The following is a 21,881-nucleotide window of genomic DNA, read 5'->3' as shown; positions in this document are numbered from 1 at the left end:
CTTGATACTAAAATCTTAATTAAAAACATCGATACCTATGATAACACCATCCAACACCCCCCATCAGGATGAGGCCCTATTAGAAGCCTTAAGTACTGATACCTCTTTTGAAGATATATTTTACGAAGGCTCATCGCAGGAATATCTGAAGGCCATGAGCCTGGCCAGCCAGTCGGTAGTTAATTTTTTGCATGATAATAAAAAGCCTTTCAGCGGTGTAACAGCAGCACAATTACGCCCGCAGTTTGAATCTGTCGACCTCAGCACTCCTCTGCCAGATTATGAAAGCCTGATGAGCGAGGTGGAATCACTGTATACCAAACATGCGGTTACTTTTCATCACCCTAAATATGTGGCGCATTTAAACTGCCCTGTGGTGATACCAGCTATAGCTGCCGAAGTATTGATCAGCGCTATCAACTCCTCGCTGGATACCTGGGATCAAAGTGCCGGAGGTACGTTGATAGAGCAAAAAATGATCGAATGGACCTGCAACGAAATTGGCTTTGACAAAAATGCCGACGGTGTGTTTACCAGTGGTGGTTCGCAAAGTAACATGATGGGTTTGCTACTGGCCCGTGATCACTATTCCATAGAACATCTTAAACATAACATCAAACAAAATGGGCTGCCACCCGAAGCATCACGCTTCCGGATCTTTGTTTCCGAAGCCGGGCATTTCAGCATCCAGAAAAATGCCGCGATACTAGGACTGGGCGAAAAGGCTGTAGTAAAAGTAAAAGCCGATCGTACCTTCCGGATGAATACTGTTTTACTGGAAGATGCTATACAACGTGAATTAAAACAAGGCAATATACCTATAGCTGTTGTAGCCACCGCCGGCACAACCGATTTTGGTAACCTCGATCCGCTGGAAGCCATAGGAAACATAGCTGCCAAATACAAACTATGGTATCATGTTGATGCCGCGTATGGCTGCGGTTTGTTATTGAGCAACAAACACCGGTATTTATTAAACGGAATAGAAATGGCCAATTCTGTTACAGCCGATTATCACAAAGCCTTTTTTCAGCCAGTTAGCAGCAGCGCATTTTTGGTAAACCATAAGCGGTATTTTGGACTGATAACCCACTACGCTGATTACCTGAACCCTAAGGATCAGCATTCGGACGAGATCCCGAACCAGGTAAACAAATCTATTCAAACCACCCGCCGTTTTGACGCCCTTAAGCTTTGGTTCACCCTCCGTATTATGGGTAAAGAAAAATTGGGCTGCTACATAGAAAAGATCATCGAAACGGCCGAAAATGTGGCGCATATCATCAGTACAGATCGTGATTTTGATCTGTTGAATTACTCCGATCTATCGGCATTGGTTTTCCGGTATAACCCTTCAGTTTTACATACCGCTAATCTCACCCAGATGAACCAATACATAAAAGCACAGCTTTTAAAACATGGCGACGCGCTGGTGGCCGGCACCAAGGTTCATGGGGAGTTTTATCTCAAATTCACGCTGCTAAATCCGCTTACAACTACCGATCATATTAAAAACATTTTATTAAACATTAAAAAACATGGAAACGAATTCATTAAGTTTAATTAACCTTAGGGAAGAGGCTGAACAGGTAAATTACACCGCTATGCTCAACAGTTATCTGCGTGAGTTTAGCAATTGGAGCCGTTACCTGGGCGTTCCCAAATATGACGAGGCATTAGCCGCTCATTTCCGCTCAACCGGGTATGATTTGCATATCCATATTGATTTTTCTTCTATTGGGCTGGAAGTATATGCCCCACTAAGCTATTATTCAGAAAGCGGCAGGCATATATTCCATTTCCCAATTGTAAAACGCGACCTACTAACAGATGAGATTACCGAACTAAGTCCTGTTGATATGATCGGTTTGATAGTTCAATATGCGCAGGAGCAATATCCGGAAATAGCAGCCGATATTACCCAAAACCGCCTGTTGAACAGCATCGAAAACCTGGAAAAATACCTGGAAAACTTTATCAAACACGATTTGAATGCCAATGATGTGGAGATGGGTTTTATCCGGGCCGAGCAATCCCTTATTTTAGGGCACAGCGTACACCCGCTACCCAAATCAAAACAGGGGTTTAATGATGACGACCTGTTTAAATACTCACCAGAAACAGCAGGGCGTTTCCAGCTCCATTATTTTTTGATAGATGCTACACATGTCATTCAAAAAACAGCCGATGATATTTTGCCATCGGTTCAATTAAAAAATGAACTATTAACCCTTGCTGCCAACGATGCCCGGGTGATGGAGTTATTAAATACTCACCCTACGTTCATCGTGGTGCCTATGCACCCGTGGGAGGCTAATTATCTGTTACAACAGGATGATGTTTTAGCTTTACAGCAAGATGGTAAGCTGTTTAGTTTGGGTGACTGGGGAGCTGAGTTTACACCAACATCTTCGGTACGTACCGTTTATAACGAGGAGTGCGACTGGATGTTCAAGTTCTCTTTACATGTAAAAATCACCAACTCTGAGCGCATCAATTTGTATCCTGAGTTACATCGGGGTTACGATATTTCGCGCCTGCTAAAAACTCCCTGGGGACAGAACTTACAGAAAGATTTCCCGGAAATTGATTTTATTGTCGACCCTGCATTTATAGCAGTTACCGATAATAACGGAGAGGTGATCAGTGGCTTTAATATCAGCATCCGTCGCAATCCGTTTAAAAATGATGCACAGCATAAAAATGTAACCCTCATAGCTGCTCTTTGCCAGGACAGCATTTTGGGCGAACCATCAAGGCTCACCAATATTATTACAACCGCGGCTCAAAAATTAAACAAACCGGTAAATCGTGTGGCCGAAGATTGGTTTAAGCAATACCTGCATATCTGTATCAGGCCGATGGTTTCTATTTTAAACAAGTATGGTTTGGCCTGTGAATTTCACCAGCAGAATGTAATGGTAGAGCTGGACAAGAACCTCTTCCCGGCAAAACTGTATTTCAGGGATAACCAGGGATTCTTCTTCCGCACGGGTAAGGCTGATGATATTTTGGCTGCCATCCCGGGTATTGCCGATGAAAGTAAGTCGATCATCGACGAAGATTATATCGCCCCAAAATACACCTATTACCTCATGATGAATAATCTGCTGGGTGTAGTAAATGCGTTTGGCGTGAATGGACTGGCCGATGAAAAACGACTACTGGACATTGTTTATAAAGAGCTGAAAAGCCTGGAAGCGATAGATGAGACCGATCTGGTGAGCTATATCATCAACAGTCGCGATTGGAGCGTGAAAGGCAACCTGCTTACCAGTCTGCATAATATGAACGAGGCAAATGTTTCTTTAGAGTATCCGGCAGTTTATGTGGATCACCCAAACCCGCTTAACAAGTTTTTCTTCTGCAAAAATCTCATCAAGCCTGAGCAGAAGGGCATTGTTTACAGTCGTTATTTCCCGAAAGAAGATGTAACGCTAAGCATCCGTCCTTTTGATATTGACCGCGATCTGGAAATGGTACACGACTGGTTTAACCAGGAACAAGCCAAACCTGTTTGGAAAATGGATGGCCCAATACGCGGACTGGAATTGTTTTACAGAACCATCATCCCTGGCGATGCCACGCATAGCTTTATTGGTGAAGTAAACGGCGTGCCCAACTTCACTTTTGAACCTTACTGGCCTGCCCGCGACCTGGTTGGCGCTTATTACGAATGTCTGCCGACAGATTATGGCACCCACTTACTGGTGGCCCCGGCAGAAAAGGAAAAAAAATTTGCCTATCAATCGTTGCAAGTAGCCTTGGACTACCTGTTTGCCCAGCCCGAAGTTGGTAAATGTATAGGCGAAGCAGCCGTAGAATCAAGAGCGATGCGCGCGCTGGCCAATAGAATTGGTTACCAGCAACAAAGGGTGATACATATGCCGCACAAAAGCGCCAATCTTACCTTTTTATATCGCGAATGGTACTGGGAAAAGAATCCCGGCACAAAGGAAATTAAAATAGAACTGTAGAAGAGAGAATCAAGAGATAAGAGTCAAGAAACAAGATATATAAAGCAGTCTTAGTTTCTGGCTCTTGTTTTTGGGTTCTAATAAAAAAGCACAATTGAAAACTAAAAAAATATACAATCTCATCGGCATAGGTATTGGCCCTTTTAATTTGGGACTTGCCGCGTTAACAGAGCCGATAGACGAACTCACTACCCTTTTTCTGGATCGTTCACCTGCTTTCGACTGGCATCCGGGTTTAATGCTCAGTAATGCTACTTTACAGGTCCCCTTTATGGCCGACCTGGTGACTATGGCCGATCCAACCAGCCGGTACAGTTTCCTTAACTTTTTAAAGGCAACCAACCGGCTGTACAAATTTTTTATCCGCGAAAACTTTTTTATCCTGCGTAAGGAATATAATGTTTATTGCAAATGGGTAGCTGCGCAATTATCCAGCTGCCTGTTTTCCAGATCGGTTGAAGCGGTGGAATACATTGATACGGCAAAACATTATAAAATTAAGGTCACTAATAGTTTAACTAATCAACCCGAGGTTTACTACGCCGAAAAAATAGTGTTAGGTACCGGTACAGAGCCCCGCTTTCCGGATTTTATGAAGGATATGGAAGCGTCAAACGTATTGCATACTTCCAATTATCTATATAAAAAAGCCGATGTATTGAAAGGCAAGTCGGTAGCTGTAATTGGTTCGGGGCAAAGTGCTGCCGAAGTTTTCCAGGATTTGCTGCCCCACACCGAAGATGGTTTACAACTCAGTTGGTTTAGTCGCCCTGATCGATTTTTTCCGATGGAATATGCGAAACTGACACTGGAGCTTACCTCGCCCGAGTATGTGGATTATTTTCATAACATGCCCGCAGAAAAGCGAAAAGCGGTACTGGCCAAACAACCACCATTGTACAAGGGCATCAACTTTGACCTCATCAACCAGATATTTGATACTTTATATGAAATGAGTGTTGATGATACGCCATTAAATGTACAGTTGCGCCCCAATTCGCAGCTGGATAGTATCAAAGTGAATCCCGATGGTTCTAACGAGTTGCAGTTTACACATGTACAACAGCAGCAAGCGTTTACACACCAGGCCGATTATGTGATACTGGCTACAGGATATAAATATAATACCCCGGCATTTATCAAGGGCATTCAGCAACGTATTGATGTTAACGAAGATGGTCTTTTTGATGTGAAACGGAACTACAGTATTGACATCAGTGGCGATGAGATCTTTGTACAAAATGCCGAATTACATACTCACGGCTTTGTAACCCCCGATCTGGGAATGGGTGCCTACCGCAATTCGTGCATTATTAACCAAATTACCGGCCGGGAAATTTACAAAGTAGAAGAGCGGATTGCCTTTCAACAATTTAGTGTTTAATTCATTGATAATTTAGGAGACACATGTAATGTGTCTCTACAAAAAATAAATGTAGAGACGCATCACATGCGTCTTATTAATCTATATGGATAACCGTAAAGATTTCATACTCTCCATGAACCTGCGAAAGGTCATGTGGCAAACTTCGTGGCCAGCCGTAGCCGCTATTGTGTTATATGGTCTGAATAATTTTCTGGATGCTTTGCTCGTTGGCCGTTTGGTTGGCCCGCAAGCATTGGCCGCTGTTGGCTTGGCCTACCCCCTGTCGCAAATTGTGATGGGCTTTGGCCGGTTGATAGGCACAGGGGCTTCGGCGGCGCTCAGCATTTGGTTGGGTGCTAATGATTCCACAAAGCTCAAACAGCTGTTCGGGAATTTGAATGTACTATCCGTCGTTTGCGCCGCCCTTTTCGCTATCCCTGCCTATTTGTTCGCCGAAAACCTACTCGCATTGATGGGTGCTAAAGGCGAACTAATTGCCATATCAGCCAGCTATTTCAGGGTGACGCTGATAGGTTCGGTATTCTGGATTCACGGGTTTTCTGTCAATATGCTCATCCGGGGTGAAGGAAAAATGAAAACCGCCGCCTGTATGATAGGTATCGGGTTGCTGATCGACATTATATTAAAACCTATTTTTATCCTCATGCTGCACGGCGGTGTAGCCGGAGCGGCCTGGGCAACCAATACAGCCATGGTTATCTATTCGGCTATGGGACTCATTTACTTTGCCCGCAATAAAAGCATCTTCCGCAATGAATGGTATTCCTTAAAACCGACTAAAGCAGTAGCCAAAAAAATAATAACGCTGGGCTTTCCCGAAATGCTGTTCTCCATCATGTCGGTCATACAAAGCATGCTGATATTACAGGCCATTTCCAGGTACGGCACCCAGCAGGATCTGCTTTTTTATACCATTGTAAATCGCTTTTACTTGCTTTTGCTTACACCGCTATTTGGCCTGATGCGGGGCCTGCAACCTGTGGCTGGTATAAACTATGGTGCTGGGAATATGCTAAGAGCAAAAAAATCACTGCTCATCGCCATCACTGCCGGCATTGTGATCATTTTGCCCTTTTGGATCGTTGCGCTGTTTTTTCCTAATGTATTGTGGGCATGGATGGTTCCACACGTGGTTTTATCAGCCGTACATATTTTAAATCTGCGTATTTATTTGTCGGTTTTGCCATTTTTACCCGTTATTGTAATGACTTTGGCTTATTTCCCGGCAATTAACCAGGCCAAAAAGGCCAGTCAGTTGGCGATGCTCAGACAATTGTTTTTTTATCTTCCGGCAACACTGATACTTCCCATGTTTTTTGGGGTTAACAGTATCTTTTGGGGTAGCGCGGTAATTGAGCTCCTGGTTATATTTATTACACTTTGGATGCTGAACAGGCCGGTATTGAAATTAAGAGCAAAACCAATCTGAGAAACTGTCTGAATTTCATCGTCTCTACATAAAAATAATTTAACCCAATCGCTTATTCACCTCATCCCAGTTAACCACATTCCACCAGTTAGCGATGTACTCATTACGTTTATTCTGATATTTTAAGTAGTAGGCATGCTCCCAAACATCCAAAGCCAACAATGGTGTTCCTTTAACTTCTGCTCTATCAAATAAAGGATTATCCTGGTTAGCTGTAGAGGTTATTTTTAAAGTCCCGTTGTCATTAACCAGCCATGCCCAGCCCGAACCAAAACGGGTTAAAGCGGCCTGGGTAAATAGCTCTTTAAACTTATCTGTACCACCAAATGCACTGGTAATAGCATCCTTAACCTTTCCATCAGGTCCGCTGCTGGTGCCCGGTTTTAAGCTGGCCCAAAAGAAGTTATGATTCCAGGCGCCGCCGCCATTATTTCTGGCTTTAGCCGATAGTTTGGACGCATTATCAAAAAATTCCTTCTCTGTGGTATAATTGAGCTTTTCGGCAACAATAGCGTCGTTTACGTTTTTGATATAGGCGGTATGGTGTTTGGTATAATGAATCTCCATAGTGAGTGCGTCTATATTAGGCTCCAGGGCACTGTAGCTAAACCCTAAAGGGGCTTGTACAAATTTCAAGGGACTATCTACATTTGCTTTGGCATCATGATCCTGGTTAGCGGCTAAGGCTGATGCACTATCTAAAATTATCGGGCCTCCTACTGCAACTGCTACAGTTACTTTAAATGAATCTTCAATGAATTTTCTACGGCTACTGGTTTTCATAACAATGATATTTGATTAGCACTAAATTAGTTATCTAATTTACCCTTAATATGATAATTTGCAGATTAAAATTAAGGGAATCAAACACACTTTACAAACCGCTGATGATCCGGATACCGGATACAAATGCAGCGCGTTCTTCATCCTGAGCTTTATTACAAAAGCCAGTCAATCTATTAGAGCCGGATCAAATGCTCAACTGTCCGTATTATCCACACAAACGTTTGTTTTTTATTTGATAAAGCACGCTCGTTACATCCCCCATTAATTTTGCGGTGGAAAATTATAAGGCATCCATTGCGGATAAACGGACAGTTCTTTATTTACATTATCGCTAATGGTTACACCCCAGGTATTCCAAAACGGTGCAAGGTTTCTTTTTACAATGTTGGAGTAGGTTTTTACCCATAAATCACGTTTCTGCTGATCGTTTAAATCACCTATGTTGGGGCCAATTTTTTGGTATTCTCTAAAAAAAGCTTTAAAGCTTTCCCAACCAAAACCCTCCTGCATCTGGCGAAACATGATCAAACCCAAAAATGGGTCGTTTTTCCATTTCTCGTAATTAGCTCCCTCCGCAAAATACTTTTTCATTTGCTTTTGTGTATTGGCATTTGAAATTGCGTTATGTGCATTGTCTCGCCCACCCATCAACCGGTCAAACATGTACAACGAAAAAAAGTTGTTACTTACCTCGGTTGTACCGCCAAATACCCAGTTCAGGTTTTGCATATTGTGGCCTATTTCGTGGAAGAAGCCCCAATTGGCTCCACCACCGCTGGGTTTCATCAAAAGCTCGGGGTTGGCCATAATTTCGTTGGATAACATATGTTTTGAAGGAGAGTGATGTATCATTATTGGATAACCACTGTGCATATAACCACCGCCAATATGCTCATCGGGTACTAAACGCTGCGCTCTGTAAAATGGCAAAGGCATTTGGGCCAGGTCCATTTCGCCCCCAATAATCAGGTCCCAAAGCTTCATTACTTCCTGTGGGTTTTTAATGGTTTGCAAAACACTATCGGGCAAGGTTAAAATTACGTTTTCGGTAGCCATCTCGCCCCAGGGCGCTTTGTTATTTTTGAGTTGGTTCTCCCAGTCACTTGGTGAGGTTTTACCCAATACAAAAAGCGGGGCAGTTACAGCATGACTAATTTTAAGATCAATTTTTCTGCTCTGGCTTTTCGGGTTTAGGTTAATATAAATCAACCCGCCAAAAGGCGAAGCCAACCTGTTTACACCAACCACCAATTTCTGCGTCTTGGTAATGATGGGCATACGGCGCCAATCCTCCGTGCCTGCTACCCACTCATTCAGCCTATCGGTATGGGCACCAATTTGCGCCTCCAAATCATCAGTATTGGTGTTTTTAGGTACGTCTATCTCTATATATTGCCCTGCTACGGCATACAAGCCGGTGCTGTACATAATATCATGATCATAACCCGAATAGCCTAAAGTGGATACAATACCTACCAGACTATCGGCTATTTTTTTGTGCTGGATACTTACAGTTTGGCTTATCAATTGATAGCCTGGCTTTACCGCACCCGGAAAGATGGCTGATGAGGGTTGTGCCTTGACATTTTTATAATTGGTGCTTTTTAATACTTCATCGCTCCATTTGGCTATTGCCTTTCTAAAATCGGTATCTTTCTTAGAAAGGGTTTGTTGTGGAGAAATAAGAACCGTTGCCGGATCTTTTTTGGGAGTTTGAGCAAATGTGGCAAGCCCGGAGGCTAAAAATACAATGGTAAATAATTTCTTCATGAATTGGTTGTATATAGCTAGTGATAAATTATTGTTTAGTATAAAGTTATTGCTGATCATGTTAGCAATAACATTGGTTTTTTCAGGTATCCTAAATATATGCGTACAGATGGTCGCCATCGTAATAAAACACCGCACAAACGTTTGATAAGTTATTCGAATTAAATTCTCTTAATTTAAACAAGGCTTAACTTAATATCATTTACTAAATATATTTATGAACTTTGCCACATGGCCGGAATGTAATTAACCATTGATTTTCAAATAGTTAAAAACATAAAGTAACAAATAAGTAACATCACCAGTAAGATAAAGTACCATAAATCACGCTAAAGTAGCCCTATGTATAACCCGTATTCGCCCAAATCAAGCATAATCATGGTTTCCGCAGGTTCCTGCTCAAAGGATTAACAAAAACCGAAGTCGAAATCGGCTTACTTTCCATCGGACATAACCTCAGAAAATAGGAAGCGTAAGCAAAACTTCGCTTTTTTCGCTAAAATCCTGCTCAAATAGAAAAATCCCCCGACAATCTACCATTACAAACTTTGTTCCTAGTGGGGCTATTAAATGCTTTTTAAACAAAAACCGTCTCATAAACTAGTTATGAGACGGCCTTCTCTTTTATCTCCAGTGACCTGGAACCCAAATTGAGCCGCGACGTGTGTTTCGCCAATGCCCTCTAACATAGAAAGCCCCCGGTCGAGGCGGCGCTGTCCAATAACCACCATGCCAAACATATCTGCCACCACTTAGCTGCCAGTCTTCATCTACCCAAACGTGGCGGGGCGACGGCGCGGGCGGCCGATTAATAACTACGGCAGGTCTTGCAGGACGAACTCTGACGATGATTTGACCAAAACTTTTGTTTCCGCCTAATGTTAGGACGGATAACAATATTAGAAAACTTGCTATTTTTTTCATAAAAATGTATTGAGAATGCGAATCAAGGGTTAAAAGACAAGATAAATAAAAGCGGCAGCAATTTTACCAAAAACATGAATAAGCAAACCCTTTGTTGATCTGACCTTATTGGCTCTCTGTATATCCGTTTTTGTTATCAGCCAGTTAAATAGGGACTCAATAGGCTGCCTAATGGTAGAGACAGCAGTGGAGAACAGATCATTTGCAGCTTTATCTCTTTGTTTGATTACCTCGGGTTGTCCTTTTATCCCCTTAACAGGTGTAAGCATGATAGAATTGGTATTTATAGCTAAATCTTTAAAGAATTCCGCATCATTGTAAATTTTATCCCCAAAGAAAGTGCGGTTGTTTATATTGCTCCAATCTTGCCTGAAAACATTTAAATCATTCTCGGATGCCGGAGTGATTACTACATGTTCGGGAAAAGGCAAGCGTTTTGGGCCGTGAAAGGCCAGGGCATGTAACTTAAGCCCATAGTAAAACATGGATTTAGTAGAGCAATACCCTTTGTCCGTGATTTCAGTGGCTACTTTAGCGCTGCGCTTTCCTGAGCAGGTAATAATAGGCATAGAATCGAGTAAGCTTATAGCAGTGTCACATTCCGGTGGTATAAAAGTCGAAAAGGAATGAGCAGCTACAGCTTTAAACGCCTCACTAAGCCTGTTTAACCTGTTATTAAAAGCTTTGTAAGAAGGCAACGCAGGAAACCAGGAACGCAGGTACTGGTCAGCAAAAGCATAGACCTGCGATACACTGAAACGTTGCTCCTGCTGAACAGTAAAAAGATATAATGTCATAATTTCCTGATCTGTAAAGTCGGGTTTGTCGTTATTGGTGTATCTTTGAGATAGGTGTTTGAGTTCGTCGCTGTGTAACTTGCATATATACAGGTATATAGCGATTAGTTTGAGTGCCTTAGCCTTGGGAATCATTCTTAAAGTTCGATGTGGTAATCTTCTTTAAGATACTGATTTTCAAGGCTTTAACCAAATATATTCGTCGCTAAATCGCTCACAATCAACGATTTATCTCCTGAAGTTATCAACATATTTCGACTCTTGATTCGCATTGAGATTTAATAAATATATTAACGATAATGACCCGGAACCCAATGCCTGCCACCGTAAGGACCCACATCATAGTGACCGGGAATCCATCCGGGTCCACGCCTGACTACACAGGAACTAAAGCTGAATGCGATTACAAAGAGTAAAAGCAGATATTTCATTATTTTCATTTTGATAGGTGTATGATTAAACAATTAATTAATTGACAGCTGCATTGTGTTTTTTATTGTAAATTGTTCGGCTATCCCGGCTTTCTTGATGGCGGATCATGCTCCTTTCCCTTGGGCCGACTTTTCCGTTTGCTCTTGCAATTCTTTTTTCTGCGTTAATATTTCGTTCATTATTTCTCAGCGTATGTGCCTCATGATGGGTCAATTCACCGCTTCTTACACCTTGATTAATCCTTGCTTTTTGGTTTTTCTCCCGGTGATTGATCAATGGTGTCCTGGTCTGTGCGTTGGATACACTGGTCACTGCCAGCATGGCAACAAATAAACCACCAACAATTGATTTCTTTTTCATAGATATTATTTAGTTGTTATTAATTCATTTTCTAGCGGTGGTTAGTCCGCCTGTTTTCCATTTCTACTGTGTTTTGCCTTTTTTAATTCTTTCCATTTAAGGTATGTTGCTTCTTGATCAGCAGAGAGTATTTTTTCCATCCTGCCGTCAGTCTGGGCAATAATTTGCCGTTTTGTTAGCCGCCGGTTTCTCTTTTCTGCTTGCCTGTTAGCTTTAAGGCTATCTATGCGAACAGCTTGCTCCAACATTATTACTTTTACTTTTCTGGCTTGTTCTTTATTAAGCGACAATTGTTTTTGAAGTAAAAGAGTCTTATGTTCAGCCCTCTGATTGGGTGTTTTTTGCATTTGCTGCGCACACGCTACGTTCATAATTGAAATAAATCCACACAGTATGATTAGCTTTTTCATCTTTAAAATTGATCGATAAATACATCCTTATACAATGCATCGTATCTTATATAAGTGTTAAACTCAATATTCAATTAAAGGTTTAATCTTTTTCAAAATATACCTTGCTATAAAGGGTATGTAATCATTTTAGGGCTATATTTGCCTAAAAAAAAGTATGTATTCTAAAGAGCTGCTAAAGGGTACAATTGAGATTATTATCTTGAAACTACTGTCGGAAAACGTTAAGATGTATGGGTATGAGATCACCCAAACGGTGAAAGAACTTACCGCTAATAAAATTCAGATCAGTGAGGGTGCGATGTATTCGTCTCTCCACAAATTGGAAGCGACTGGGGTTTTGGAAACAGAATCTGTAATGGTAGGCAAAAGGCCGAGGGTATATTACCGGCTGACGAAAAGCGGCGCTGCCGTAGCAACCGAAAAGATCGCTGAACTGGCATCTTTCATCAAATCGCTAAATGATGTAATTGATTTTAACGTAAATATCGCATGAAGCGAGAATTAACGGAATTTGAGTATGACCAGATAATAGGTTATTTGAAACATTCTGGAGTAATTGAAGACAAATTAATCAAAGAGATGGCCGACCACCTGGCAATCCTGACAGAATTATATCTCGGTGAAGGAAGTGATTTTGAAACTTCATTTGAGCGGGCGAAGCAAGACGTCAAGCAAAAAGATCTGCTTGAAATTAGTGAAAACACTGAAGGATTCAAAGGATATCCAAAATTCCTCGGCAAAAAGTTCTTGGTATCATTTGCAGTCATGATATTAACTGTTTTCATCTTCCGCTTGCTTATGAAATATCAGCATATACCCAAACATAGGCTGGTTATTGTAATATCCAGACGGTTGATCAGCTTCGCACTTTTACCTTTGTTATTGCTTTATAATCTGACGATATCTGCTAACAAAGCCAAACAGGTGCTTCAGTTTGTTTTCCAGTTTTCATTATTTCAGACGATTGCGGAATATCTGATTAAACAGAAAATAAGTATTATTTTTCTAAGTTCAAGTGTAGTATTTGGATTAATCTGGCTGTTTGTATTTCTTATCGTTCCCTTGATAAGAGACAAGAGAATTACAAAGGTTAAGAAAGGCATTTAGACTAAGCCAAATGCATTACGGCATATAAAGCCGCAACTGATATGATGATCCAAAGAACAACGCCCTGGAATAATGGTTTAAAACCAACCGACAAGATCACTTTCCTGGATAAGCCTGCACCGATCAGAAACAAGGTAAGGGTTAACCCGGCCTTAGCAATGGAGATCATGTAGGGGCTGATAATTTTAGTAGCTGGGATATAAGTATTGGCTATCATAGCCAGTATAAATAAGCCTATGAAATAGGGGATGCTGATCTTTTTTGATTTGTTTTTGAAAATGAAGGTCGACATAAAAGCAACCGGGATGATCCACAAAGCTCGGGCTAATTTTACAGTGGTAGCCACTTCTAAGGCATGAGCACCGTATTTGCTTGCAGCACCTACCACTGAACTGGTATCGTGGATTGCGATAGCACACCACAAGCCGAATTGAGTTTGAGACAGATTAAAGTGATGCCCTATAATAGGAAATATCACCAATGCTATGGAGTTAAGGATAAATACACATCCTAAGGCTACAGATATTTGTTTTTCATCAGCTTTGATCACTGGTGAAATAGCCGCGATAGCGCTTCCACCACAAATAGCTGTACCTGCTGAAATAAGATAAGAGGTTTTCTTTTCAATATTTAACCACTTGCCCATGAAATAACCAAATACTAAGGTCCCGGTTATTGAAGCGATGGTAAATAAAATTCCTTCTTTACCCGCTTGCATGGCGCTATGTACATTCATCCCAAAACCCAGGCCTACAACAGCTATTTTTAATAATAAGTTAACAGCTTTATGATTTAAGTCAATGTAAGGATGACCTGTAAATTGTGCGATAACGATGCCTATTAATAAAGCTATTGCGGGGCTTGCAAAAGGTGAAAGGCAAAAGATGACACATATAAAAAATAATATCTTTTGAGCATTGGTGCCAATATTAAATAGTAGGCCGGTCGATGGTATTGTTGATTGTTGGGTATTCATATTCGTTGTTTTGATACCCAAAGATCAATCAATTTTACCCGGCGTTTTTATCATAAAATAGTATGCTCAATAACAAAAGGTTATTGATTCTTTTGAAATACACAAAAGATAAACTGCTGTAAGGTTTGAAATGGAGTTGTATGATCCTTAATGAAACAATTTATCTTTTTAAAATACCGGCTAAAAAGCCTGGTAAGTGTAAGCTCCGAATATTGCTGTACCGGCAAATTACTGCACTTTTCGGGGCCTTTTACGGAAAATGTACCGAGCACTAAATAACCGTCATCCTTTAAGTTCTTGTTTACGGTATATAAATATAGCTGCTGATCCTGCGGGTCGGTCAGGAAATGAAAAGTTGCCCTGTCATGCCAGACGTCAAATTTTTCCGTTCCGTTAAATAAGAGCATATCGCTTACTATCCATTTAATTAAAACGGCTTTTGGGCCTAAACGGAATTTAGCACGTTCAATCGCTGCTGATGATATGTCGAGCACTGAAATATTGGTATAGCCCAATGCTAATAAATGATCGGCTAATAAACTGTCACCCCCGCCGATGTCAATGATCGCGGCATCTGTAGACAAGCCTAATTCTTCTATGATCTTAACCGAAGTTTCAGGTATCGGCTCAAACCAGCTGACTTCCAAAAGTTGTTTGGTTTGATAAACATTTTCCCAATGATCTTTTCTTTCCATGACTAACGGGACAGTTTTAATAAATAATCTGCAAATTTTGCACTACTATAATCACCTGCTCCTTCATGATGAAATACCAACTGCCCTTTTTTATCAAAGATAACGGTAATAGGAATTGAGCCACTCAATAAATTCTCCGGTATCTCGCTGTTGGCCTCGTAAAGGGGAAGGGTGAATTGATGCTTATTCATAAATGGCACTGATTTATTAAAGTCATGATCTGCATCTACCATGATAAAAACAATATTTTTATTGTGCTGCAGTTTTTCATAGAGCTCATTAACAGATGGCATTTCCGCTATACAGGGCGGGCACCATGTCGCCCAAAAATTTATAAATATGACCTTGCCTTTTTGATCGCTTAGGTTTAGTATTTGCCCGTTGGTATTTTGAAAAGTGATATTTGGCAAACTGGTATTATTAGTGGTTTTTATCGGCTGCGATATATCGGGTTGAAATAAACCGACCTGCATTAAACCGCGAATCAGTAAAGCCTTGGCAGAGGGGTTGAAAAAAACGATGAGTACCAATACAATGAAAACTCCATTCAGCATATTTGCAACGGTCAGCCTTTTACGAATGGATGATATACTCATGTTTATAAAAATGCTTTTATAGATTCACCAAGGTCATATACTTTTGTTTTATCGCCAAAAGCATTATTAATGATACTGCTGCCAGCCGCGCTGCGATAGCCACCAGCGCAATGTACAATTATGGGTTTATTAAAGGGTATTTCCGAAACTCTTTCCCTTAATTCGGGAAGCGGTATAGGAATGGCATTTTTAAAAACCGGGTGTTCCATCACTTCTCCACTATTCCTGATGTCAACAATGGTATATTCCGTTTGATTCGTTGAAAACCTATCTATGTTAATAGCATCCATTATTGCTGTTCCTGCCTGAAAAACAAATGCCCGTTCAATAAAATGCTCATAGCCAATCTTCGCGCAGCGCAAGATCAGGCTTTCGAGTATTTGCTCATTTTCCGCGACCAGGTAAAAGGCTTCCTCGGGTGCAATAATGCTCCCCAGCCAGGTTTCAAACTTGCCGCCATTTTGCAGGTTGATAGATCCCGGAAGATGCCCTTTTTTAAATTCTTTTTCAGCCCTTGTGTCAATGATATAAATACTGCTGTTTAGTATACCAGCCTGGCCAACAGGAACATTTTCAATTGCCTGCGCCAGGTTTCCTGCGCCGTGTCTATTTAATTCTACATCAAATGGGAAATATTTAGGAACAAAGGGCTGATCCTGCAAAAGCAGCTTCGTGAATTCGATTTCGTTCATGGGCTGCAGCGACCAGTTACTCAATTTTTCGGCGCCGATGGTACTACTGTTGGCTTCGCTTAATGCCTTACCACAAAGTGTTCCGGCTCCATGCGCAGGGTAAACAATTACGTCATTGTCCAGCACCATTAACTTATCCCGGAGTGAATGATACATTTTAGCTGCTAATTCTTCCCGTTTAGCGGGCAGGTTACCAGCACTTTCACGCAAGTCCGGCCTGCCGCAATCGCCGATGAATAAAGTATCACCTGTAAATACCGCTTTATCTTTACCATCGTGCATTAATACGATGGAGATACTATCAGGAGAGTGGCCGGGCGTATTTAGCACCTTTAATGTTATCTTACCAAAACTGACACTATTCCCATCATCAAAAGTTTGATGCGGATAAGCTGCGCCTACTAATGCAGAACAAAAAATAGTCGCGCCAGCTGTTTGATGCAATTCTAAATGCCCGCTTATAAAATCCGCATGCGGATGGGTTTCGATTACGCCGATGATCGTCGCTTCATTATTTTCAGCATAAGCCAAATAATGGCTTACATCCCGTGACGGATCTATTAGAATTATCTGCCGGTCACATTCACTTAAAATAGCATAGGAATAGTGAGACAGTCCTTTATCTTCAAATTGTTCGATTTTCATTTTATCTGTTATATTAATGACGCAATTTCTCCCTTAATAAACCATAAGTCCACGTTCCCGTAATCGCGCTTAACAGCGTAACGATAATTACGAAGAAGCCGCTGCCGATCTCGGCGAAAAGCGGTCCCGGACAAGCTCCGGTTATTGCCCAGCCTAAACCGAAAATCAATCCACCGTAGACATTACCCCAATGAAATGTTTTGTCAGGAATAACAATTTGCTCTCCGTGTACGGTCGTTAACTGAAACCGTTTGATGAGCTGAATTGAAATGATGCCTACAACTATGGCACTGCCGATAATCCCATACATATGAAAGGCTTGCAAGCGGAACATTTCCTGTATCCGGAACCAGGAGATCACTTGTGATTTGACGAGGATAATACCAAAGATCATCCCTACCACTAAGAATTTTATATTTTTCATAACTGTAATAAATAAGGTAAAACAAACCAGGTCATTACAAATCCTCCGATCATAAAACAACCCGTTGCTACTAAAGATGGCCATTGCAAATTCGATATTCCCATGATGGCGTGACCTGAAGTGCAACCTCCCGCATAACGGGTTCCGAAACCAACCAGAAAACCACCCACAACAATAAAAATAAATCCACGGAGGGTGAACAGCTGGCTAAAGCTGAATATATCCTGCGGCAATAACCCGCTGAAATCTTTTACACCTTCCTGCTGTAGCAACGCTGTCGTATGTGGATTGATATTTATCTGCCCGGTGTTGGAAAGCAGGTAGGAAGCGATAAAGCCGCCTATAATTATTCCGGCAGCAAAAAAGAGATTCCAACTTTCCTTTTTCCAGTCATACTTAAAGAATGAAATATTGGCGGGAATACAGGCAGCGCAGACCTGTCTAAGCGTTCCGGAAATACCAAAGGTTTTATTACCTAAAAGAAGTAAAGCCGGTACGATCAACCCGATCAGGGGGCCAGCCACATACCAGGGCCAGGGTTGTTTAATTAGCTCCATGTTATTTAATTAAAGTTGTGATCAAAACAAAAATCCCCATTAACAACACAAACCAGCCAAAAGCAGGCTTTAGTTTTGTTTCGCTTATATATTTGGTTAAATAGCTGCCCGTTATAATTCCGGCTATGGCAAATGCTGAAAACAGCAATAAGAATTTATAATCGATTGGGGCATGCCGGCTTACGTCACCCATTACGCCTAACAATGAACTGATGGTCATTACCATTAAGGATGTGCCTACCGCTTTTTTCATTGGTAAACCCGCGAATAGCACTAAGGAGGGAATGATCAAAAAACCACCCCCTACGCCAACAAAACCAGTGATGATGCCCACTAAAATACTTTGGATCACTAATTTAGTATAGCTCAACAGCGGGTCGGAAACTAAAATTTCTTTTTTCTTCCTGATCATAGAAATAGAAGCGGCCAACATTAATACCGCGAAAACAAGCATTAACAACACCGGTTTGGTCAATTCAAACGACCCCATATTGAGCAAATGATGCGGTAGGACGGGCATCACCCATTTACGCATGATGAATACAGCTATTAATGATGGGATACCAAATACAAAAGCTATTTTAAAATTAACATTACCTTTTCGGTAATGGCTTATCGCGCCTGCCGAGCTGGTTAACCCTACTACAAACAGCGAATAGGTTGTCGCTATAACAGGGTCGATCAGGAAAAAATAAACTAATATGGGAACAGTGAGAATAGAACCGCCACCGCCGATCAAACCTAAAGATAGACCTATTAATATTGCCGCCGCGTATCCTGCTATTTCCACTCATTTTTTGATTAGGAAACAAATGTACCAGGATGCAGACTGTGAAATGGTGACCTATGTTACAGAGGGATATTTAAAATGATTTTATTTCTGGAGAGCGTAATTAATTCCTGTTTTTCCATTTGTTTAAGCAGCCGGGAGATCACCTCGCGGGTGGTGCCCAATTCTTCGGCCAGTTGCTGATGGGTAATGCTGAACTCATTCGATCCGTAAACACTTGCTTTTCTTTTCAGCAAGGTCACGATCCGGTCGTCTAACTTTTGAAAGGCAACCGCGTTGATCACATCCAGCAATTCCTCGAAACGTCTATGGTAAAGTTTAAAGATAAAGTCCGCCCATTCCGGGTATACCTTGATCCATTCACTGGCTTTGGCAATAGGCAGCATCAACACTTCCGAATCTTCCTCCACCACTAATTTGACCTTACTGGTATCTTCATGTATCCCGGCCAAAAAAGACATAATGCAGCTTTCGCCGGGTTTGATGTAGTAAAGTAATATTTCCCGCCCGTCTTCATCTTCGCGAATCACACGCATGCTACCGGAAAGCACCACCGGGATAGACCGAATATAACTATTCGATTGCATCATCACCGTTTCAGCCGGCAGGGTTTTAAGCTGGCTGTTGGCTCGCAGTTCTTCTTCTAAAATTGCTCCGAATAGTTTCATAGAACAAAGATAGCGGAACTAACGGATTACTGTTCAAAAACTAAATAGTCAGGCGTTACCCCCTCCAGTTTTAAAGCTTCATTGATAGCAGACACCATTTGGTCCGGGCCGCATACATAGAAATGTTTATCGAAATTTTTAACTTCGGCTTGCAAAAATGCAGCATCTATCCTGCGATGGTCATGCGCAACATCGTTTTGACGAGTAGTTGTGAATATAACATTCTGGCAAAGCATATCCTGTAGCTCGTCGTGAAGAATAATATCCTGATCGGTCTGATTTGAGAAGAAAAGTTTATTTCCTTCCAGCTGCCCATATTGATGTAGTTGCCTTAATATGGCCAACATTGGCGTAATGCCTGCACCACCTGCGATAAAATACCCCGGCCCTTTATATTCAATAGCTCCCCAAACATCTCTTAAAATGAGTTCGTCGCCTTTTTGCAGCATATCCAAATGGTTAGTTACGCCCTGATGATCATTATAAATTTTTATAGTGAATTCAAGAAAACTATCATTATTGAGGCTGGTAAATGTAAACGGGCGTTTTTCTTCCTTCCACCCGGGGGCATTAATGGACAATTCGGTAGCTTGCCCGGCATTAAAATGATAGCCAGCAGGCTTTGTCACTCTAAATCGTTTTACATTGTGAGTAATGTCTTTGATCGAAATTATTTGAACGATGTTTTCCATTTTATAAGCGTTTTTTTTCAAAAAAATCCTGTTATATATAATAAGGCTTATTTACAATACCTGGCTATTATTCTGCTTGTTTTTGGTAAATAACCCTTTCACCTGGCAGGTCATTGTAAGTGCGCTTACTGCAAGATACATGGTCAAAGGAGCAATAAAGATCATCGTATGGGTGTGTAAATACCAGTCGATAGCGGAGAGTGTCGGCATAAATACTACGATTATTGCCCTTATACCCGCTTCTTTATAAGAAAGGTTTTGCGGTGCATCTTTATCAAACCAACCTGTTTTGGTTTTAATCCCAATCATTGCTTTGTCTTCCAAAGCGATATGTTCAACGTTTTTTACCGGGGCGTAACTGTAGTGACAAGATTTACCGGTAATTAAGATTTTGGGGTCGACTACTAATTGAAATGTTTTCATGATGTTTTTTCTTTTTGTTGATACAAATATCAATCAGAAAAACTCTCAATTTTTATCACACTTATTGATTTACAATAACCATTAGTTATTGATTAAACAGCATTATAAACTTAATGTGCCTTGTAAGTTTTGGAAAAACGCATAAATAATTCAGCCAGTGAGGATGGTTGACCGTGTAGCTGAATGAAATAAAAAGGCCGTTCTATATTAAAGTCTTTAACATCTACTATTTTCAAAGTATTTGCCTTAAGTTCATTTAATATAGACTGAACAGAAAGGAAGGCGAAACAACTGCTATGCATCAGGTACGATTTAATGCTCTCAGTTCCTCCTAACTGCATTTCTGTTTGCAGGTCGGATAATTTAATATCAAATGGCTTCAGCGCATGTGCAATAACATCCAGTGAACCTGACCCCGGTTCACGCAACAGTAAAGGAAGCGTTTTTAATTCTTCCGGCTTTATCATATCTTTTTTTATGATATTATTGGCCGTACTGCAAACCAGCACCAGTTCATCGGCAATAAATTCCTGGTATTTTATCTGCGGGTTACGATTTATTCCTTCTACCACTCCCAGGTCTATCTCTTTATTTAATAAAGCCTGTTCTATTTGCTCTGTATTACCCGTAACCAAGTTTACACGCGTGTCTGTAAACTTTTTATGAAACTGTGCCAGTACCGGAGGTATTACATACTGTGCGACGGTATTACTACCACCAATACGCAATACGCCTGAATGCTGTTTTATCAGTAGGTTCATATCGAATTCTAATTCTTTATAAATGGCCAATAGCTTATCAGCATATTGAAGCAACATATCACCCGCCGGGGTCAATACGATCTTTTTATTGCCGCTACGTTCAAAGAGGGTTGCCTTATATTCAGCTTCTAACTCTTTAATGTGTTTGGTAACCGCTGGCTGGCTAATATATAGCTCGGTTGAGGCTTTAGTGAAATTAAGCCTTTTGGCTACCGTATAAAATACCTGCAATCGGAAATCTAACATTTGGATGTATTAAAGTTTTAAGATAACCTGGCAATCATTAATATAAAAGGTAAAACTAAAAATGCGAAGGCTGCTATTATTGCCCCTGTGTTAATTGCTTTATCACCTAATATGATTGTTCTTTCTGTAAATTGGTGATGAGTTAAGCTTTGTAAAGTTTTCATGATCTGTTTGATTTTGTTAATCAAAGATCAATTATAAAAACACGCCATTTTCATCACCATTATACATGGTTGATAATGTAAAGTTATGGATTATTTGTTTAGAGATTTATTCAAATAAGCAAATAGCCATCCGAGTACCAATCCGAATAACCAATTCGTTATCATAAAAT

General features: G+C 40.9%; 25 protein-coding genes and 1 pseudogene. 7 read left to right on the top strand and 19 right to left on the bottom strand.

Translation table 11 applies throughout. The features are described 5' to 3' along the window. Positions 1 to 37 precede the first annotated feature (37 nt). The 4 genes from G7092_RS18570 to G7092_RS18555 all read left to right on the top strand — a co-directional run bounded on the left by G7092_RS18570 (position 38) and on the right by G7092_RS18555 (position 6,793). Positions 38 to 1,567, top strand: a complete 1,530-nt coding sequence (locus tag G7092_RS18570) for a pyridoxal phosphate-dependent decarboxylase family protein (protein WP_166091360.1) — start codon at positions 38 to 40, stop codon at positions 1,565 to 1,567. Further along, positions 1,539 to 3,977 (top strand): GNAT family N-acetyltransferase, encoded by a 2,439-nt coding sequence (locus G7092_RS18565; protein ID WP_166091359.1) that lies wholly within the window; start codon positions 1,539 to 1,541, stop codon positions 3,975 to 3,977. Before G7092_RS18570 ends, G7092_RS18565 begins: the two co-directional genes overlap by 29 nt. Positions 3,978 to 4,071: 94 nt before the next feature. Further along, the gene (locus tag G7092_RS18560; protein ID WP_166091357.1) at positions 4,072 to 5,361 is read left to right on the top strand and encodes a lysine N(6)-hydroxylase/L-ornithine N(5)-oxygenase family protein; all 1,290 of its coding nucleotides are present in this window, start codon (positions 4,072 to 4,074) and stop codon (positions 5,359 to 5,361) included. Positions 5,362 to 5,446: 85 nt separating this feature from the next. Next, positions 5,447 to 6,793, top strand: a complete 1,347-nt coding sequence (locus tag G7092_RS18555) for an MATE family efflux transporter (protein WP_166091355.1) — start codon at positions 5,447 to 5,449, stop codon at positions 6,791 to 6,793. A 39-nt stretch (positions 6,794 to 6,832) separates the two neighbouring features. Here G7092_RS18555 and G7092_RS18550 read toward each other — a convergent pair whose 3' ends face one another. After that, positions 6,833 to 7,576: a superoxide dismutase gene (locus G7092_RS18550; RefSeq protein ID WP_166091354.1), complete on the bottom strand. Its 744-nt coding sequence runs from the start codon at positions 7,574 to 7,576 to the stop codon at positions 6,833 to 6,835. 264 nt (positions 7,577 to 7,840) lie between these two features. After that, on the bottom strand, positions 7,841 to 9,349 hold the full coding sequence (locus tag G7092_RS18545; RefSeq protein ID WP_166091353.1) for a M60 family metallopeptidase: 1,509 nt from the start codon (positions 9,347 to 9,349) through the stop codon (positions 7,841 to 7,843). Positions 9,350 to 9,702: 353 nt separating this feature from the next. Between G7092_RS18545 and G7092_RS18540 the strand changes: the two are divergent. Then, positions 9,703 to 9,816: pseudogene (locus tag G7092_RS18540) on the top strand (transposase); the annotation flags it as partial. A 157-nt stretch (positions 9,817 to 9,973) separates the two neighbouring features. Here the strand turns inward: G7092_RS18540 and G7092_RS31000 are convergent. From G7092_RS31000 to G7092_RS18515, 5 genes are all read right to left on the bottom strand, one after another. Continuing rightward, positions 9,974 to 10,273 (bottom strand): YXWGXW repeat-containing protein, encoded by a 300-nt coding sequence (locus G7092_RS31000; RefSeq protein ID WP_166091351.1) that lies wholly within the window; start codon positions 10,271 to 10,273, stop codon positions 9,974 to 9,976. 29 nt (positions 10,274 to 10,302) lie between these two features. Beyond that, positions 10,303 to 11,205, bottom strand: a complete 903-nt coding sequence (locus tag G7092_RS18530; RefSeq protein WP_202985355.1) for a transposase — start codon at positions 11,203 to 11,205, stop codon at positions 10,303 to 10,305. Positions 11,206 to 11,360: 155 nt separating this feature from the next. Beyond that, a complete protein-coding gene (locus tag G7092_RS18525) occupies positions 11,361 to 11,510 on the bottom strand; it encodes a hypothetical protein (RefSeq protein ID WP_166091350.1) in 150 nt (49 codons plus the stop codon). A gap of 28 nt (positions 11,511 to 11,538) precedes the next feature. Beyond that, entirely contained in the window at positions 11,539 to 11,862 is a 324-nt protein-coding gene (locus G7092_RS18520; RefSeq protein ID WP_166091349.1) for a hypothetical protein, read from the bottom strand. Between the two features lie 41 nt (positions 11,863 to 11,903). Further along, positions 11,904 to 12,272 carry a hypothetical protein gene (locus tag G7092_RS18515; protein ID WP_166091348.1) on the bottom strand — a complete coding sequence of 123 codons (369 nt, stop codon included), beginning with the start codon at positions 12,270 to 12,272 and terminating at the stop codon, positions 11,904 to 11,906. 157 nt (positions 12,273 to 12,429) lie between these two features. On the opposite strand from G7092_RS18515, the gene G7092_RS18510 reads away from it, so the two are divergent. Beyond that, positions 12,430 to 12,768, top strand: a complete 339-nt coding sequence (locus G7092_RS18510) for a PadR family transcriptional regulator (protein ID WP_166091347.1) — start codon at positions 12,430 to 12,432, stop codon at positions 12,766 to 12,768. Continuing rightward, positions 12,765 to 13,382 (top strand): hypothetical protein, encoded by a 618-nt coding sequence (locus tag G7092_RS18505; RefSeq protein ID WP_166091346.1) that lies wholly within the window; start codon positions 12,765 to 12,767, stop codon positions 13,380 to 13,382. The genes G7092_RS18510 and G7092_RS18505 overlap by 4 nt, the downstream gene beginning before the upstream one ends. A gap of 1 nt (position 13,383) precedes the next feature. Here G7092_RS18505 and G7092_RS18500 read toward each other — a convergent pair whose 3' ends face one another. The 12 genes from G7092_RS18500 to G7092_RS18445 form a co-directional block, all read right to left on the bottom strand. Next, positions 13,384 to 14,358, bottom strand: coding sequence for a YeiH family protein (locus G7092_RS18500; RefSeq protein WP_166091345.1), 975 nt, complete (start codon positions 14,356 to 14,358; stop codon positions 13,384 to 13,386). Positions 14,359 to 14,438: 80 nt separating this feature from the next. Then, a complete protein-coding gene (locus G7092_RS18495; RefSeq protein WP_166091344.1) occupies positions 14,439 to 15,053 on the bottom strand; it encodes a class I SAM-dependent methyltransferase in 615 nt (204 codons plus the stop codon). Between the two features lie 2 nt (positions 15,054 to 15,055). Beyond that, positions 15,056 to 15,649: a TlpA family protein disulfide reductase gene (locus tag G7092_RS18490; RefSeq protein ID WP_166091343.1), complete on the bottom strand. Its 594-nt coding sequence runs from the start codon at positions 15,647 to 15,649 to the stop codon at positions 15,056 to 15,058. Positions 15,650 to 15,651: 2 nt separating this feature from the next. Then, positions 15,652 to 16,986 (bottom strand): MBL fold metallo-hydrolase, encoded by a 1,335-nt coding sequence (locus tag G7092_RS18485; protein WP_166091341.1) that lies wholly within the window; start codon positions 16,984 to 16,986, stop codon positions 15,652 to 15,654. 13 nt (positions 16,987 to 16,999) lie between these two features. Continuing rightward, on the bottom strand, positions 17,000 to 17,410 hold the full coding sequence (locus G7092_RS18480) for a DUF6691 family protein (RefSeq protein WP_202985354.1): 411 nt from the start codon (positions 17,408 to 17,410) through the stop codon (positions 17,000 to 17,002). After that, positions 17,407 to 17,967, bottom strand: a complete 561-nt coding sequence (locus G7092_RS18475) for a YeeE/YedE family protein (protein ID WP_166091339.1) — start codon at positions 17,965 to 17,967, stop codon at positions 17,407 to 17,409. Before G7092_RS18475 ends, G7092_RS18480 begins: the two co-directional genes overlap by 4 nt. A 1-nt stretch (position 17,968) precedes the next feature. Next, positions 17,969 to 18,757, bottom strand: coding sequence for a sulfite exporter TauE/SafE family protein (locus tag G7092_RS18470; RefSeq protein ID WP_166091338.1), 789 nt, complete (start codon positions 18,755 to 18,757; stop codon positions 17,969 to 17,971). Positions 18,758 to 18,816: 59 nt separating this feature from the next. Continuing rightward, positions 18,817 to 19,425 (bottom strand): Crp/Fnr family transcriptional regulator, encoded by a 609-nt coding sequence (locus tag G7092_RS18465; RefSeq protein WP_166091337.1) that lies wholly within the window; start codon positions 19,423 to 19,425, stop codon positions 18,817 to 18,819. A 26-nt stretch (positions 19,426 to 19,451) separates the two neighbouring features. Next, positions 19,452 to 20,117, bottom strand: coding sequence for an FAD-binding oxidoreductase (locus tag G7092_RS18460; protein WP_166091336.1), 666 nt, complete (start codon positions 20,115 to 20,117; stop codon positions 19,452 to 19,454). 51 nt (positions 20,118 to 20,168) lie between these two features. After that, positions 20,169 to 20,540, bottom strand: a complete 372-nt coding sequence (locus G7092_RS18455) for a hypothetical protein (protein ID WP_166091335.1) — start codon at positions 20,538 to 20,540, stop codon at positions 20,169 to 20,171. 110 nt (positions 20,541 to 20,650) lie between these two features. Further along, a complete protein-coding gene (locus G7092_RS18450) occupies positions 20,651 to 21,547 on the bottom strand; it encodes a LysR family transcriptional regulator (RefSeq protein ID WP_166091333.1) in 897 nt (298 codons plus the stop codon). Positions 21,548 to 21,564: 17 nt separating this feature from the next. Continuing rightward, the gene (locus G7092_RS18445; protein ID WP_166091332.1) at positions 21,565 to 21,711 is read right to left on the bottom strand and encodes a hypothetical protein; all 147 of its coding nucleotides are present in this window, start codon (positions 21,709 to 21,711) and stop codon (positions 21,565 to 21,567) included. Positions 21,712 to 21,881: the final 170 nt, after the last annotated feature.

This window comes from Mucilaginibacter inviolabilis (assembly GCF_011089895.1).
In the GTDB taxonomy this organism is placed as follows: Bacteria; Bacteroidota; Bacteroidia; order Sphingobacteriales; family Sphingobacteriaceae; genus Mucilaginibacter; species Mucilaginibacter inviolabilis.
Note: the sequence above shows the minus strand (reverse complement) of the source record. Positions and strands in the feature narration are given on the sequence as shown.